At 64.5% G+C, this 14740-nt stretch carries 18 protein-coding genes; 7 read left to right on the top strand and 11 right to left on the bottom strand.

The genetic code is table 11. The annotated features are described in order from the left end of the window. Positions 1-6: 6 nt before the first annotated feature. Positions 7-405, top strand: a complete 399-nt coding sequence (locus tag IMX18_RS02325; protein ID WP_015271666.1) for a nuclear transport factor 2 family protein — start codon at positions 7-9, stop codon at positions 403-405. 124 nt (positions 406-529) lie between these two features. On the opposite strand, the gene IMX18_RS02320 is transcribed toward IMX18_RS02325, so the two are convergent. The 6 genes from IMX18_RS02320 to IMX18_RS02295 form a co-directional block, all read right to left on the bottom strand. After that, entirely contained in the window at positions 530-1108 is a 579-nt protein-coding gene (locus IMX18_RS02320; protein WP_015271667.1) for a DJ-1/PfpI family protein, read from the bottom strand. Positions 1109-1159: 51 nt separating this feature from the next. After that, complete coding sequence (locus IMX18_RS02315) at positions 1160-2317, bottom strand: phospholipase D-like domain-containing protein (protein ID WP_015271668.1); 1158 nt, start codon at positions 2315-2317, stop codon at positions 1160-1162. A 1-nt stretch (position 2318) separates the two neighbouring features. After that, positions 2319-2900 (bottom strand): YceI family protein, encoded by a 582-nt coding sequence (locus IMX18_RS02310; protein ID WP_015271669.1) that lies wholly within the window; start codon positions 2898-2900, stop codon positions 2319-2321. 44 nt (positions 2901-2944) lie between these two features. After that, positions 2945-3241 (bottom strand): hypothetical protein, encoded by a 297-nt coding sequence (locus tag IMX18_RS02305; protein ID WP_013974066.1) that lies wholly within the window; start codon positions 3239-3241, stop codon positions 2945-2947. Next, a complete protein-coding gene (locus tag IMX18_RS02300; RefSeq protein ID WP_102083291.1) occupies positions 3238-4317 on the bottom strand; it encodes a serine hydrolase domain-containing protein in 1080 nt (359 codons plus the stop codon). Before IMX18_RS02300 ends, IMX18_RS02305 begins: the two co-directional genes overlap by 4 nt. A gap of 172 nt (positions 4318-4489) precedes the next feature. After that, the gene (locus IMX18_RS02295) at positions 4490-5377 is read right to left on the bottom strand and encodes an acyl-CoA dehydrogenase middle domain-containing protein (protein ID WP_015271671.1); all 888 of its coding nucleotides are present in this window, start codon (positions 5375-5377) and stop codon (positions 4490-4492) included. A 160-nt stretch (positions 5378-5537) separates the two neighbouring features. Here IMX18_RS02295 and olsB point away from each other — a divergent pair, with 160 nt between their 5' ends. Together olsB and IMX18_RS02285 are read left to right on the top strand one after the other, a co-directional pair. After that, positions 5538-6293, top strand: coding sequence for an L-ornithine N(alpha)-acyltransferase (gene olsB / locus IMX18_RS02290; RefSeq protein ID WP_015271672.1), 756 nt, complete (start codon positions 5538-5540; stop codon positions 6291-6293). After that, on the top strand, positions 6293-7081 hold the full coding sequence (locus IMX18_RS02285; protein ID WP_085721029.1) for a lysophospholipid acyltransferase family protein: 789 nt from the start codon (positions 6293-6295) through the stop codon (positions 7079-7081). Before olsB ends, IMX18_RS02285 begins: the two co-directional genes overlap by 1 nt. A 61-nt stretch (positions 7082-7142) precedes the next feature. On the opposite strand, the gene IMX18_RS02280 is transcribed toward IMX18_RS02285, so the two are convergent. Continuing rightward, positions 7143-7727, bottom strand: a complete 585-nt coding sequence (locus IMX18_RS02280) for an acyl carrier protein phosphodiesterase (protein ID WP_015271674.1) — start codon at positions 7725-7727, stop codon at positions 7143-7145. A 150-nt stretch (positions 7728-7877) separates the two neighbouring features. On the opposite strand from IMX18_RS02280, the gene IMX18_RS02275 reads away from it, so the two are divergent. After that, positions 7878-8180, top strand: a complete 303-nt coding sequence (locus IMX18_RS02275; protein ID WP_015271675.1) for an ArsR/SmtB family transcription factor — start codon at positions 7878-7880, stop codon at positions 8178-8180. Positions 8181-8197: 17 nt separating this feature from the next. Then, a complete protein-coding gene (locus IMX18_RS02270) occupies positions 8198-9247 on the top strand; it encodes an alkene reductase (protein ID WP_015271676.1) in 1050 nt (349 codons plus the stop codon). Positions 9248-9370: 123 nt separating this feature from the next. Here the strand turns inward: IMX18_RS02270 and IMX18_RS02265 are convergent, their stop codons facing one another. From IMX18_RS02265 to IMX18_RS02255, 3 genes are all read right to left on the bottom strand, one after another. After that, on the bottom strand, positions 9371-10240 hold the full coding sequence (locus IMX18_RS02265; protein ID WP_015271677.1) for a hypothetical protein: 870 nt from the start codon (positions 10238-10240) through the stop codon (positions 9371-9373). 87 nt (positions 10241-10327) lie between these two features. Then, positions 10328-11323, bottom strand: a complete 996-nt coding sequence (locus IMX18_RS02260; RefSeq protein WP_015271678.1) for an NAD-dependent epimerase/dehydratase family protein — start codon at positions 11321-11323, stop codon at positions 10328-10330. Between the two features lie 49 nt (positions 11324-11372). Then, complete coding sequence (locus tag IMX18_RS02255) at positions 11373-12263, bottom strand: LysR family transcriptional regulator ArgP (RefSeq protein ID WP_015271679.1); 891 nt, start codon at positions 12261-12263, stop codon at positions 11373-11375. Positions 12264-12360: 97 nt separating this feature from the next. On the opposite strand from IMX18_RS02255, the gene IMX18_RS02250 reads away from it, so the two are divergent. Then, the gene (locus IMX18_RS02250; RefSeq protein ID WP_003258234.1) at positions 12361-12960 is read left to right on the top strand and encodes a LysE/ArgO family amino acid transporter; all 600 of its coding nucleotides are present in this window, start codon (positions 12361-12363) and stop codon (positions 12958-12960) included. 283 nt (positions 12961-13243) lie between these two features. After that, complete coding sequence (locus IMX18_RS02245) at positions 13244-13840, top strand: superoxide dismutase (protein WP_013974076.1); 597 nt, start codon at positions 13244-13246, stop codon at positions 13838-13840. Positions 13841-13957: 117 nt separating this feature from the next. Here IMX18_RS02245 and IMX18_RS02240 read toward each other — a convergent pair whose 3' ends face one another. Further along, positions 13958-14707 carry a hydroxypyruvate isomerase family protein gene (locus tag IMX18_RS02240; protein ID WP_217190089.1) on the bottom strand — a complete coding sequence of 250 codons (750 nt, stop codon included), beginning with the start codon at positions 14705-14707 and terminating at the stop codon, positions 13958-13960. Between the last annotated feature and the right edge of the window lie 33 nt (positions 14708-14740).

The following is a 14740-nucleotide window of genomic DNA, read 5'->3' as shown; positions in this document are numbered from 1 at the left end:
TGTTCCATGACCGCTACCGAACTGGTAAATGCTTACTACGCCGCCTTCAATGCGGGCGACATGCCGGCCTTTCTCGCCCTGCTCAGCGAGGATGTGATCCACGACATCAACCAGGGCGAGCGGCAGATGGGCAAGGCCCGGTTTGCAGCGTTCATGGACAAGATGAACCGCTGCTACCGCGAGCGCCTGGCCGATATCGTGGTGATGCAGAACGCCGACGGCAGCCGCGCGGCGGCGGAGTTCACCGTGCATGGGGAATATCTGGCCGATGACGAAGGGTTGCCGGCGGCCAACGGGCAGACCTATGTGCTGCCGGCAGGGGCGTTCTTCTATATCCATTGCGGGAAGATTGCCCGGGTGACCAACTACTACAACCTCAATGACTGGGTCGAGCAGGTGGGTTAAGCCTGGTTGAGCTGTGTTGCCTGCACTGGCCTCATCGCCGGCAAGCCAGCTCCCACAGGTACTCCACAGGTCTTGAAACCTTCGCTAAACCTGTGGGAGCTGGCTTGCCGGCGATAAGGCCGTATCAGGCAATACGGGTACCAAGCACCTTGAGGAATGCCGCCAACCACGCCGGATGCGCCGGCCATGCCGGTGCCGTCACCAGGTTGCCGTCCACATGCGCCTGGTCCACCGCGATATCGATGAATGTCCCGCCCGCCAAGCGCACTTCCGGGGCGCACGCCGGGTACGCACTGCATTCGCGCCCTTCCAGCACGCCGGCCGCCGCCAGCAACTGGGCACCATGGCAAACCGCCGCGATCGGCTTGCCGGCCTGGTCGAACGCCCGCACCAGCTCCAGCACCCGCTCATCCAGGCGCAGGTACTCCGGTGCACGACCACCCGGGATCAGCAGCGCGTCGTAACTCTCGGGCCGTACACGCACGAAGTCATAATTCAAGGCAAAGTTGTGCCCCGGCTTTTCGCTGTAGGTCTGTTCGCCCTCGAAATCATGAATCGCGGTACGCACCGTCTGCCCCGCGACCTTTTCCGGGCATACCGCATGCACCGTGTGCCCGACCATGCTCAGCGCCTGGAACGGCACCATGACTTCGTAATCTTCGACGTAGTCGCCGACCAACATGAGAATTTTCTTTGCCGTCATCGCACCCACTCCTTCGATTGCCTTGAGCCAATCACTGCACGATAGCTGGTCTCAGTCGCGACGGTCGAGCAAGTTGACCACCAACCGGTCCAGCCACCCCCACAACCGCTGCTTCACCCGGCGCCACAGCGGCCGGGCATTCCAGTGGCCCAGGTCGACCACCTCGCTCAACGCGAAATCACGCTCGAAACTGGCCTGCACGGCAGCCGTCAGCGGCGGGTCGAGTGCCTCGATATTGGCCTCGAGGTTGAAGCGCAAGTTCCAGTGATCGAAGTTGCATGAGCCGATACTGACCCAATCGTCGATCAACACCATCTTCAGGTGCAGGAAACACGGCTGGTACTCGTAGATACGCACCCCGGCGCGCAGCAGACGCGGGTAATAGCGATGCCCGGCGTAACGTACCGATGGATGATCGGTGCGCGGCCCGGTCAGCAGCAGCCGCACATCGACCCCCTTGCCGGCAGCCCGGCGCAGCGACCGACGCACGCTCCAGGTCGGCAGGAAGTAAGGCGTGGCCAGCCACACTCGCTGCTTGCCGCTGTTGATCGCGCGCACCAGCGAATGCAGGATGTCCTGGTGCTGGCGGGCGTCGGCATAGGCTACCCGGCCCATGCCCTGCCCCTGTGCAGGCACCTTGGGCAGGCGCGGCAGGCCAAAGCCCTCGGCGGGGCGCCAGGCTGTGCGACGGTTGTTGGCGTGCCACTGGCGGTCGAACAGTAACTGCCAGTCGCTTACCACCGGCCCCTGCATCTGCACCATCACCTCGTGCCATTCACTGGTCGCCTCGCCCGGCGTCCAGAACTCGTCGGTGACGCCCGTGCCGCCCACCACTGCCCAGCGTTCGTCCACCAGCAGCAACTTGCGGTGATCGCGGTACAGGTTGCGCAAGCCACGCTTCCAGCGCAGGCGGTTGTACCAGCGCAGGTACACACCTGCGTCCAGCAGGCGCTGACGCAACTTGCTGTTGAAGGCCAGCGAGCCATAGTCGTCGAACAGGCAGCGCACCCGCACGCCACGTCGGGCAGCCTGCTCCAGCGCTTCGACCACCGCATCCGCGCAGTCACCGGCCTCGACCAGGTACAGTTCCAGGTCGACCTGGAATTCGGCGCGCATGATCGCCAGGAGCATGCGCGGAAAAAACTCGGGGCCGTCGATCAGCAGTTCGAACTGGTTGCCATCCCGCCAGGGAAAGACCGGCCCCGGCATGTCAGCGGGCGGTGAAGATCAGCACCGCGCTAACCGGCACCGACGGGTTGATGGACTTGAGTCCGGCGAACTTGCGCAGGCGTTGCAGCCCCGGCAGCAGGCCGAAATCCTCGGCGCGCAGCACCAAGGGCTCCAGGGTCACCACCTGGAAGCGTCGCTCGTCCAGGCGGGTGGCCAGCAGCAGGGCGTTGTAGCTGTGGGACTGGCCATGCAGCGTCACGGTCAATGGCAGGCGTAGTTCGATCTGGGCACCGTTGGCCAGGTCGTTGATCGGCCGTAGGTCCAGTTGCGCCTGCACCTTGGCTTCGGCAAAGCGCTCGACCTCGAACAGGTCCTCGCGCATGCGTTCATCACGCAGCGGAATACCGCTGCTCACCGAGTCCATCTCGATGCTCAACGCGGCCACTCCCTTGCGGTCGACCGTTCCATGCAGCACCAGGAAGCGGTGCACTTCGGCGGTGTTACCGTTCTTGCCGGTAATGAACGAAAGGCGCGAAGACTCGCCATCGAGGTGCCAGTTGGCGTGGGCGGGCAGGCAAAAAGCCAGCAACAAAGCGGGCAGCAGGCGGGGCAGCTTGAACATGACAGATCTCGTGAAACCAGGCCGCCAACCTTACCCGCCCGCCTTCACGGCAGCAAGCGGCAGCCCTCGCGCGGGCCTTGCCAGGCAGCCTGATTGCGACGGCCCAGGCCTTCGGCGGTGACCTGCCGCTGTTGGCTGTCTTCCTCCAGCAGGCTCAGCGGCAGCCATTGCTTCACGTAGCCTTGGCAATACGCCGGCTCGAACCCCATGACGAAGCGGCACGAGCAATATTCCTTGGCCGAGTAGGCCGAAAGGATACCGGGGAAGTCCGCCAGGGCCTGGCGCTCATGCCAGGCCCAGTAGACCACCCCCAGCAGCACCACCAGCAGCACCCGCTTCATGCCCCCTCCCCAGCCAGCGCCGCGAGTATCCGCTTGAGCAGTTCATCGTGCTGGTAGCTGCCGTCGCGGTCATCGGCGTAACGCACGATCACCAGCTTTTGCGCGGGCAGCACGTACAGCGCCTGGCCCCAGTGGCCAAGGGCTGCGTAGGTGTCCGCGGGAGCACTCGGCCAAGGCCGGGCAGCGCCGACCAGCGGCTGATTGAGCCACCAGTGGCCACCGGGGTTGGCCTCGCCGGGCAGTGCTTCGGCTTTGGCAAACGGCGTGCGGTTGAAAGCCACCCAGGGCTTGGGCAGCAATTGCCGATCCTGCCAACGCCCGTCGCGCTGCATCAGCAGGCCGATGCGCGCCAGGTCGCGAGCGCTGAGGTACAGGTAGGACGAACCCACATAGGTACCCGCGCGGTCCCGCTCCCATACCGCGCTGTCGATCCCCAACGGAATGAACAGCGCATGCCAGGGGTAGTCGGGGTACTGACCGGCATCGAGCATGCCGCGCAACGCCGCGGCCAGCAGGTTGCTGTCGCCACTGGAATAGAGAAACCGCTGGCCCGGGCTGGCCACCGCTTCCCGCGCCGCGGTGTAGGCCGCCATGTCCTCGCGGCCACGGGTATACAGCATGGCCACCACCGAGGACTTGAGCGGGGCGTACTCGTAGTCTTCCTGCCAGTCCAGGCCGCTGGCCCAATGCAGCAGATCGGCCATGCGCACGCCGGGATGGGCGTGCATGGCCGGGTAGAAATGGGTCACCGGGTCCTGCAACTGGAAGCGGCCTTCGCCCTGGGCTATGCCCAATAGCGTGGCGAGTACGCTCTTGCTGATCGACCAGGTCAGGTGGGCGGTGGCGGCAGTGCTGGGGGCGGCGTAGCGTTCGTGGAGGATGCGGCCGTCGCGGATGATCAGCAGGGCGTCGGTGCGGATGCCGCTGCGTTCGGGGGTGGTGCGTGCGGGGAAGGCGTAGGCGTCGACGGCTTGCCAGTCGAGGGGGGTGTTGTCGATTGGCCAGTCGGGTTCAGGCCAGTCTTCGGCCCGGGCACAACCCGCAACCATTATCAGGATGATCAACAGTACCTTCATCGTGATCGCCGTTATTGGGGCCGCTGCGCAGCCCTATCGCGACACAAGGCCGCTCCTACAGGTACAGCGTCAGCCTGAACTTGACGCGTTCCCCTGTAGGAGCGGCCTTGTGTCGCGAAAGGGCCGCAAAGCGGCCCCAGGATTCATCGGATCACACAAACCTATCAGGCATTCATGACAATCCCGCAGCAGCCCAAGCCTTGTTCAGCCGCTTCTCCCGCGCCGCCGCCGCCAGCGCCATCACCCCCTGGTCACGCTGCCAGATCTGCGCCCACTGCGCCGGCCCCGCCGCCAACGCGGCATCGATCTCCCCTCGCAGCGCCTGGAACTGTGCAAACAATCCTCCCAGCAACAAATGGCAACCAACGCTATCGGCGCACTGCCGGCTACCTTCGGCACACCCGGCCAGCAGCCCAAGCAGCTGCAGGCGCAGGGCCTGCGGCCAGGCGCACTCCTGCCCCACGCCATAGAGCCAGGCCGTCAACGCCGTAAGCACATACAAGTCCTCAAGCGAACGGAACGGCTTCACATAGGCATCCCAACCATCACCGGCCAATAACTCGCACGCCGCGTGCTCCAGCACCAGTCGCCCATGGCCTACCTCCGGCATCAGCGGCAGGGTCGGCAGCGCTTCCAGCGTCACACCTGGCTCCCCGGGGTAGACCACCGCCAGGTTCAACTGCGGCGCCGCGCCCGTCGCCTCGCAGCGCGCCGCCACCAGCAGCCATTCCGCCTCCAGGCCTGCAGTGACGAAGTCCTTGCTGCCGGTCAGCCGCAAGCCGTCCAGGCGCGTGCGCATGTCCGCCGGCCGCACGCTGCGCCGTTCGGTGGCGCACAGGGCGCCGAGGCTGGGTGGAGCACTGGGCCACAGCACGCGCAAGGCGGCCTGGTAGCCGACCAGGAAGGCCAGGCCGGGGGTGGCCATCGCGCGCCCGCCGAGCACCGCCAGTTCGAACGGGGCAACCGGGCCAAGGCGCTCGAGCAGCGCGGCATAGGTTTCGCCCAGGGTGCCCGCCAGCGCTTGGCGAAGCGGGTCGTTGAGTCGTTGCAACCAGGCCATCGGTCGGCTCCTTGCTGAAGGGCTTTCAGTTGTGGCTCAGGGGGTGTCACGCAAGCATCACCAAAGATTCACAGGGGTGACACCCCATCTACCTAGGCTGACTTTGCACAACAAAGCCGACCGGCCGCAACCCTTCATGGCTGGCTTATGGAGACTCGTAATGACTCGGATCGCTCACGCTGGCGACAACAGCACCGAACGCCGTCTGCAAGCCGAACGCCTGGTTGGCGCCGCGGCCCTGCAGGAAGCCCAGGCCCTGCGCTACAAAGTGTTCAGCGCCGAATTCAAGGCCAAGCTCAAAGGAGCCGAGCAAGGCCTGGACATGGACGACTACGACGTGCACTGCCGCCACATTGGCGTACGCGACCTGAGCACCGGCGAGCTGGTTGCCACCACCCGCCTGCTCGACCATCAGGCCGCCAGCAGCCTGGGCCGCTTCTATAGCGAAGAAGAATTCAGCCTGCACGGCCTGTTGCAGCTGCAGGGCCCGATCCTGGAGCTGGGCCGAACCTGCGTAGCTCCCGACTACCGCAACGGCGGCACCATCGCCGTGCTCTGGGGCGAACTGGCCGAAGTGCTCAACGAAGGCCGCTACAGCTACCTGATGGGCTGCGCCAGCATCCCCATGCAGGATGGCGGGGTGCAGGCCCACGCGGTGATGCAGCGCCTGCGTGACCGCTACCTGTGCACCGAGCACCTGCGCGCCGAGCCGAAGAACCCGTTGCCCAACCTGGCCCTGCCGAACAACGTCATCGCCGAGATGCCACCGCTGCTCAAGGCGTACATGCGCCTGGGCGCGAAGATCTGCGGCGAGCCGTGCTGGGACGAAGACTTCCAGGTGGCCGATGTGTTCATCCTGCTCAAGCGCGACGAACTGTGCCCACGCTACGCCCGCCACTTCAAGGCAGCGGTCTGATGCCGAAGCTGCGGGTAATGGCCCGCCTGACTCGACTGCTGCTGGTACTGCTGCTGGGCATGCTGATGGCCAGCGTGATCGCCCTGGGCGAACGCCTGGGGTTCAAGGCGCCCATCGAGCGCCGCCAGCGCTGGACCTGCCTGTTCATGAAGCGCCTGGTCGCGGCCCTTCCCTTCGATGTGCGGGTGATCGGAGAGCTGCCCCAACGGCCAATGCTGTGGGTCAGCAACCACGTGTCCTGGACCGATATCCCGTTGCTTGGCATGCTGCTGCCGCTGTCGTTCCTGTCAAAGGCCGAAGTGCGGCACTGGCCGGTGGCCGGCTGGCTGGCGGAAAAGGCCGGCACCTTGTTCATCCGCCGTGGCGGGGGCGACAGCCAGCGCCTGCGTGAGCAGATCGCCGGGCAACTGGGTCTTTCCCGGCCGCTACTGATCTTCCCGGAGGGCACCACCACCAGTGGCCGTACCCTGCGCACCTTCCATGGTCGCCTGCTGGCAGGTGCCATCGACCGTGGCGTGGCGGTGCAGCCGGTCGCCATCCAGTACCTGCGCGATGGCCAGATCGACCCGATTGCACCGTTCATTGGTGACGATGACCTGGTGTCGCACCTGATGCGCCTGTTTGCCCTGCCGCGGGGCGAGGTATGCATTCACCTGCTGCAGCCGATCGGCAGCGTGGGCAAGGAGCGAGCGGTGCTGGCGTTGCAGGCGCAGCAGGCGATTCACCTGGCGTTGTTCGGGGTTGAAGGAGTCGAGCTGGCGCCACGGCGGCAGGCGCGGGCTGCCTGAACTCTTGCACTGCCAGTACCGGCCTCTTCGCGGGCTTGCCCGCGAAGAGGCCAGCGCAGGACTAACTGCCAGACAACCGGCCAGCCGCTGCAAACGCCTGCAACTGTGGATAAAACTCCCTGAAGTCCGCCAGCAATGGCTCATACAGCCGCTCCAGCTCCCCCATCACCCCAACCATCCCCTCCGGCCGCGACAAGCGCCGGGCAATACCGTTGAACACCTGCTCCAGCGTGGCAAAATCGCCATACGCCCCCAGCCAGTCATCCGCAGCCATGAACGGCGCAATCCGCGCCAGCCGCCCCGGCAACTCGGGCTCCGCCAGCAATACCCGATAAAAGTCCCCGGTGAACTGCTCCAGCGGCTGCTCGGCATAATCCTGCCAATGCCGGGCCAGGCAATGGTCGAAAAACACATCCAGAACGATACCGGCAAAGCGCCGCCGCTCACGCGGAAAACGCGCAAGAGCCGCCAACACCAACGGGTGCTGGTCGGTATAGCTGTCGATATGCCGGTGCAGCCGGATGGCCGCCTCCAGCGCTGGCGGGAAGCGCCCTTCCAGCGAGCCTTTGACGAAGTCGCCATACAGGCTGCCAAGCAGTTGGTGCGGCGCCGGGCCGCCAAGATGCAGGTGTGCGAGGTAGTTCATGAGCGCAGTCTAGCACCGCCGGCCCATATATCGTTATAACGCGATATAGCGATTCGTGCTCAGCTCAGAACCTCTTCATATTTGTATATCGGGAAACCACGATTTACATTTCGTTCTATCGCGATATACCGCTACAACGAGCCTCAACCCATGCCTATCGATCTCGACGAAATCATAAAAGCGCTGGCCCACCCGGTCAGGCGAGAAATCCTCAGCTGGCTGAAGGACCCGGCGACACAATTCCCCGACCAGTACCACAGCACCGAGAACGGTGTATGTGCCGGGCAGATAGACCAACGCTGCGGTCTGTCGCAGTCGACCGTCTCCGCCCACCTGGCCACCTTGCAGCGCGCCGGGCTGATCAGCAGCCAGAAGATCGGCCAATGGCATTTCTTCAAACGCAACGAAGCCACCATCCAGGCGTTTCTCGAACAACTGCGCCAAGCACTCTGAACAGGCAGGTAACCGTAATGACCACGCTTTTCGATCCGATCACCCTGGGCGACCTGCAACTGCCCAACCGCATCATCATGGCCCCGCTCACCCGCTGCCGGGCCGACGAAGGCCGCGTGCCCAACGCGCTGATGGCCGAGTATTACGTACAGCGCGCCAGCGCCGGGCTGATCCTCAGCGAGGCGACCTCGGTCAGCGCCATGGGCGTCGGCTACCCGGATACCCCTGGTATCTGGAACGACGAACAGGTGCGTGGCTGGAACAACGTGACCAAGGCCGTGCATGCCGCCGGCGGGCGCATCTTCCTGCAGCTGTGGCATGTTGGCCGCATCTCCCACCCCAGCTACCTGAACGGCGAGCTGCCGGTGGCCCCCAGCGCGATCCAGCCCAAGGGCCATGTAAGCCTGGTGCGCCCGCTCAGTGACTACCCCACCCCACGCGCGCTGGAAACCGAAGAAATCATCGACATCGTCGAGGCCTACCGCAGCGGTGCCGAGAATGCCAAGGCTGCCGGTTTCGATGGCGTGGAAATCCACGGCGCCAACGGCTACCTGCTCGACCAGTTCCTGCAGAGCAGCACCAACCAGCGCACCGACCGCTACGGCGGTTCGCTGGAAAACCGTGCGCGGCTGCTGCTGGAAGTGACCGATGCGGCCATTGAGGTGTGGGGCGCAAACCGCGTGGGCGTGCACCTGGCGCCGCGGGCCGATGCCCATGACATGGGCGATGCCGACCGTGCCGAAACCTTTACCTACGTGGCCCGTGAGCTGGGCAAGCGTGGTATTGCCTTCATCTGCTCGCGGGAAAAGGAAGCCGATGACAGTATCGGCCCGCTGATCAAGGAAGCGTTCGGCGGCCCGTACATCGTCAACGAGCGGTTTGACAAGGCCAGTGCCAATGCCGCCCTGGCCAGCGGCAAGGCCGACGCCGTGGCGTTTGGCGTGCCGTTCATCGCCAACCCTGACCTGCCGGCGCGGCTGGCGGCGGATGCGCCGTTGAACGAGGCGCGGCCGGAGACTTTCTATGGCAAGGGGCCGGTGGGGTACATCGACTATCCGCGGTTGTAACTGAAATCGCCGGGGCCGCTTTGCGGCCCTATCGCGACACAAGGCCGCTCCTACAGGGGAACGCGATTTCCTGTAGGAGCGGCCTTGTGTCGCGATAGGAGGGCAAAGCCCTCCCCTGCAATGTCACGGCCGGGCATTGATCTGCTGCTGCAGGTTCTGGATCTGGCTCTGCAAGGTATTCAGGTTGCGTGTCGTCTGCGCCCGGAAGGCGTCGAATTCCTGCACCGAAGCACCACTGGACGCCGCCGCGGCCGGGCGGTTATCGATCTGGCTCTTGAGCACCAGGATGTCCTGCTCCAGGTCCTGGATGGCCGCGCTCGGGTTACCCTGCTTCTTCAGCGCAGCAACCTCGCTGCCCAGGCTCTTGAGCTGCGCATCCAGCTTGGCGCCATCCACCTGCGCGGCCTTCAGCGCAGCAACCTGTTCGTTCAGGCCCTTGAACTGGGTATCCAGCTTGCCACCATCGACCTGGCCCGAGCGCAATGCGGCCAGCTCACCATTCACCGCCTTCAGTTGCGCCTGCAACTGGGTTTGCAGCTGGGTCACGGCCTTCTGCTGTTCGCGGGTATCAGCCAGTACCTGCTCCAGGCGCTTGCCCAGATCGCCGGTCTGCCCGGCCACCCCCTGCTGCAACTGACGCAGTTGCAGCTTCAACGCCTCGCTGTTGGTAGTGGCGCCGGATTCGCTGGCCGCCACCTTGCCGCTGATCGCCTGCAGGCGCCCGGCAGCCTCTTCGCTGATGCGAGCGAAGCTTTCCTGGGTCGCCACCAGTTGCTGCTCCATCAGCGAGATCTGCTGGAAGCTCCACCAGCCAAGGCCCGCCAAGGCGATGAACGAGGCCCCGAGCAATGCCCACAGCGGCGCCGTGCTGGCACCGCGAGCGGCCTTCTGGCGGCTGCGCACCACGTGCGCCGGCATCAGTTCGTCATCGTCATGGGTGCCCGCCCGCAGGCTAGGCACGTCATCGTAGTCATCGTGAGCATGGTTACGCATGGATACATTCAACCGCGGTAGTCGCAAAGAGGCACGAGTATAAACCGCCAGCGCGGCGGGTTGATGACCATTGTCGGCCGGCCGGCTTTACTGCCCCGGCGGCTGGTGCTTCCACCAGGCACAGAATTCATCCAATGCCGTCCACAGGCTGACCTTGGGCTGGTAGTCCAGGTACTGTCGGGCGCGGCTGATATCCAGGGTGAAATCGCGGCTCATCACCTGCATCCCCAGGCGCGACAGGGTCGGTTGCGGGCGTCCCGGCCACAACATGCAGGCCGCCTCGTTCAGCGCGGCCAGGCTGTAGGCCAGGCCGTAGGAACGGTAACGGGTAACCTGCGGCAGCTGCATCTGGCGCATCACGTAGTTGACCACATCCCACAGCGGCAGCGGCTGGCCGTTACTGATGTTGTAAGCCTGGCCCAGCGCCCGGTCGTCAGCGAACAGGGCACTGAGCAGTGCTTCGTTAAGGTTGTGCACGCTGGTGAAATCGACTTTGTTCAGGCCGTTGCCGATGATCGCCACGCGCCCCTTGCGCTGCATCTGCATCAGCCGCGGGAAGATACTGGCATCGCCAGCGCCGGTGACGAAGCGTGGGCGCAGCGCCAGCACCTCGAGGCCGAACTCCTGGGCACCGAACACTTTCTGCTCGGCCATGTACTTGGTCTGCCCGTAGTGGTCGTGGAAGCGGCGAGGCACCTGGTCTTCACGGATGTCCAGGCGCGAGCGGCCATTGAAGTAGATCGACGGCGACGACAGGTGTACCAGCCGCCGTACGTGCTCCTTCAAGCAGCCCTCGACCACGTTTTCGGTGACCACCACATTGCCTTGATAGAAGTCCTGGTAGCGCCCCCAGTTGCCCACTGCGCCAGCGCAGTGCACTACCGCCTCGACGCCCTGGCACAGGCGGCGGGCCAGCTCGGCATCCCCCAGGTCGCCGGGGATGAACTGGGCGCCGCGCTTGACCAGGTGCTCGACCCCTTCGGCTCGACGGCCGCTGACCCGCACGTCCAGGCCCTGCTCCAGGGCAAAGCGCGCAAAGCGCCCGCCAATGAAGCCACTCGCGCCGGTGACCAGAATTCGCATGTAAGACTCCGTCTTGCCAGATTTCAGATGCAACTGACGCCAGCCGTGGCTACAAGGGCACCAGCCATTGCCGTGCGGAGTGCCGCAGGTGGTCGGTCAGTTGCGCGAGCAGTTGCCCGCCATTGCGCCAATGATGCCAGTACAGCGGCACATCGATGGGGGTATCGCTGCAGATTTCCACCAGCCGGCCGCTGGCCAGTTGCTCGCGGGCCTGCAGTTCAGGCACCAGGCCCCAGCCCAGGCCAGCTTCGGTCATGCGCAGGAAGCCTTCGGACGACGGGCACAGGTGGTGCAGGAAGCCATCCTCGATGCCCAGCGATGCCAGGTAGCGGTGTTGCAGGAAGTCGTCCGGGCCGTACACGATCGCCGGGGTACGGGCCAGGCGGCTGGCGGCGAAGCCCTGCGGAAAATGCCGCGCCATGAACCCGGGGCTGGCCAGCGCCCGGTAGCGCATGGCACCCAGTGGCAGGCTGCGCGCCCCGGCCACTGGCCGCTCGCTGCCACACAGGCAGGCCGCCACCTCGCCCGCACGCATGCGTTTCAGGCCCACTTCCTGGTCTTCCACCACGAGGTCGGTCAGCACATTCTGCTGTGCGCAGAAGTTACCCACCGCACCGGCCCACCAAGTGGCCAGGCTGTCGGCATTGAGGGCGATGCGCAAGCGCTCCGGCATGCCCTCCTCGTCCAGCGCCGGCACCTGGCGCTGCAGGTCGCGCTCAAGCAGGCGCACCTGCTGCACATGGTTGAGCAACTGGCGGCCGACTTCGGTCGGGCTTGGCGGCGTGGCACGCACCAGCACCGGCTGGCCGACCCGCGCCTCAAGCAGCTTGATGCGCTGGGAAATGGCCGACTGCGACAAGCCCAGCACCTGCGCCGCGCGTTCGAAACCACCCTGCTCGATCACGGCGGCGAGGGCGGCCAGCAGCTTGTAGTCGAACATCGATTTTCCTAATGACGGATCAGCTCTATTTGTTTTTCTTATACAGCGTGGTTCATCACAATGGCCAGCATCTTTTAGACGCTTTGGAGAGCGCGCCATGTGGCAAAGCTATCTCAACGGCATGCTCGTGGCCTTCGGCCTGATCATGGCCATCGGTGCACAGAACGCTTTCGTCCTCGCCCAGAGCTTGCGCCGCGAGCATCATTTGCCGGTGGCGGCACTGTGCATCGTCTGTGACGCCATCCTGGTGGCTGCCGGAGTGTTCGGCCTGGCCACCGTGCTGGCGCACAACCCGACCTTGCTGGCGATCGCCCGCTGGGGCGGCGCGGTGTTCCTGATCTGGTACGGCGCCAAGGCTTTGCGCAGCGCCTGCTCCAGGCAGAGCCTGCAGCACCAGCAAGGCCAGGGTGCGCGCTCACGCCGCGCGGTGTTGCTCAGTGCCCTGGCGGTGACCCTGCTGAACCCGCACGTGTACCTCGACACGGTGCTGCTGATCGGCTCGCTGGGCGCCCAGCAGGCTGCGCCTGGCGCCTACGTGGCCGGCGCTGCCAGCGCCTCGCTGCTGTGGTTCTCGACCCTGGCGATCGGTGCGGCCTGGCTGGCGCCGTGGCTGGCCAGGCCGGCGACCTGGCGCATGCTCGACCTGATGGTGGCGGTGATGATGTTCGCGGTGGCGGCGCAGTTGATCTTCAACTGACCCTGGGCTTGTCACAACATTTCTAGCGCCTGGCAGATCGAGCGCCGCGCGGGCGGCGCTCGATCTGCCAGGCGCCACAAGGGGTAAGCCGAACACCACCGGTCGGCACACCCCAACCGCTCTGGAACCTCTATTCCCTATCTTTGTTGCGTGGTTATGCGCCGGGCCCGGTGCTATGATCCAGCCCTTGCGTCGCAAAGAGTACAAACTCGCCGACGCTCATCGGGCCGCCCGTGATCGGCCTTGCGCAAACCGCAAACAGACCTGAATCAGGAGATCCACCATGGCTTTTGAATTGCCGCCGCTGCCGTACGCCCACGATGCCCTGCAGCCGCACATCTCCAAGGAAACCCTGGAGTATCACCACGACAAACACCACAACACCTATGTCGTGAACCTGAACAACCTGGTCCCAGGCACCGAATTCGAAGGCAAGACCCTGGAAGAGATCGTCAAGAGCTCTTCGGGCGGCATCTTCAACAACGCCGCTCAAGTCTGGAACCACACCTTCTACTGGAACTGCCTGGCACCAAACGCCGGTGGCCAGCCGACCGGTGCCCTGGCTGACGCCATCAACGCCGCTTTCGGTTCCTTCGACAAGTTCAAGGAAGAGTTCACCAAGACTTCGGTTGGCACCTTCGGTTCCGGCTGGGGCTGGCTGGTGAAGAAGGCTGACGGTTCCCTGGCCCTGGCCAGCACCATCGGCGCCGGCTGCCCGCTGACCAGCGGCGACACCCCGCTGCTGACCTGCGACGTCTGGGAACACGCCTACTACATCGACTACCGCAACCTGCGTCCGAAGTACGTCGAGGCGTTCTGGAACCTGGTCAACTGGGCCTTCGTTGCCGAACAGTTCGAAGGCAAGACCTTCAAGGCCTGAGTCATCCAGCCTTGAGACAGAACCCCGGCGCCACGCCGGGGCTCTTCGAAAATCCGATGCCAGTCCTCTGGTATCGGATTTTTTTCGGGGCATGCGAGGGGCCAGAACGCCGTATTTTCAGGAAACGTACCGATCAAGCCAGCCAAGGCTATCTACAGTGGCACCCGTAGGCCGATACTCACATCCAACCCACCCTGCATACCCGCGCTGCTCCAGCGCCGCCAGCAACCCTGCAACATCCATCTGCCCCGTCCCCGGCTGATGCCGCCCCGGGCAGTCGGCCACCTGCACATGCACCGTCCGTTCAAAGAACTGCGCCAGCACATCGGCAGCATTTCCGGTCAGCAACTGTGCATGATAAAGATCAAGGATCAGCCCCATACCGGGATGCGCCTCCAGTACCTGCTGCGCCTTGCCGAAATCGGACATGTAATACCCCGGCATTGCCTGCGTGCAGATCACCTCGATCAATGGCCGCAGCCCCTGGTCTTCAAAATACTTCACGGCATAGTCCAGGTTGCTCGCGTACACCTTGTCGGCGCCATCCTCGTGGGTTACCCCGGACATCAGGTGCACATCCGCACACGCCAGTGCGCGGGCATAGCTGACGGCCTGGCGTAACCCGTCACGGAACTCGGGCTCCTTGCCCGCCACCGCGGCAATACCCTTGGAAACGCCAGCCGGCGCAGCGAACTGGACCAATGGCAACCCATATTGCGCCAGTTGATCAGCCAACAAACTCGCATCGAATTCATAGGGCGACGGGAATTCCACCGCGCGAAATCCGGCGGCGGCAGCGGCTTCGATACGCTGCAGAAAAGGCAGTTCATTGAACTGGAAGCCGAGATGAGCATTGAATTTGAGCATGCGTATAGATCCATCCGTGTGTGGTATTTTCCT

Source organism: Pseudomonas shirazica, assembly GCF_015168335.1.
GTDB lineage: Bacteria > Pseudomonadota > Gammaproteobacteria > Pseudomonadales > Pseudomonadaceae > Aquipseudomonas > Aquipseudomonas asiatica.
This window is presented reverse-complemented; position numbering and strand designations above follow the sequence as displayed.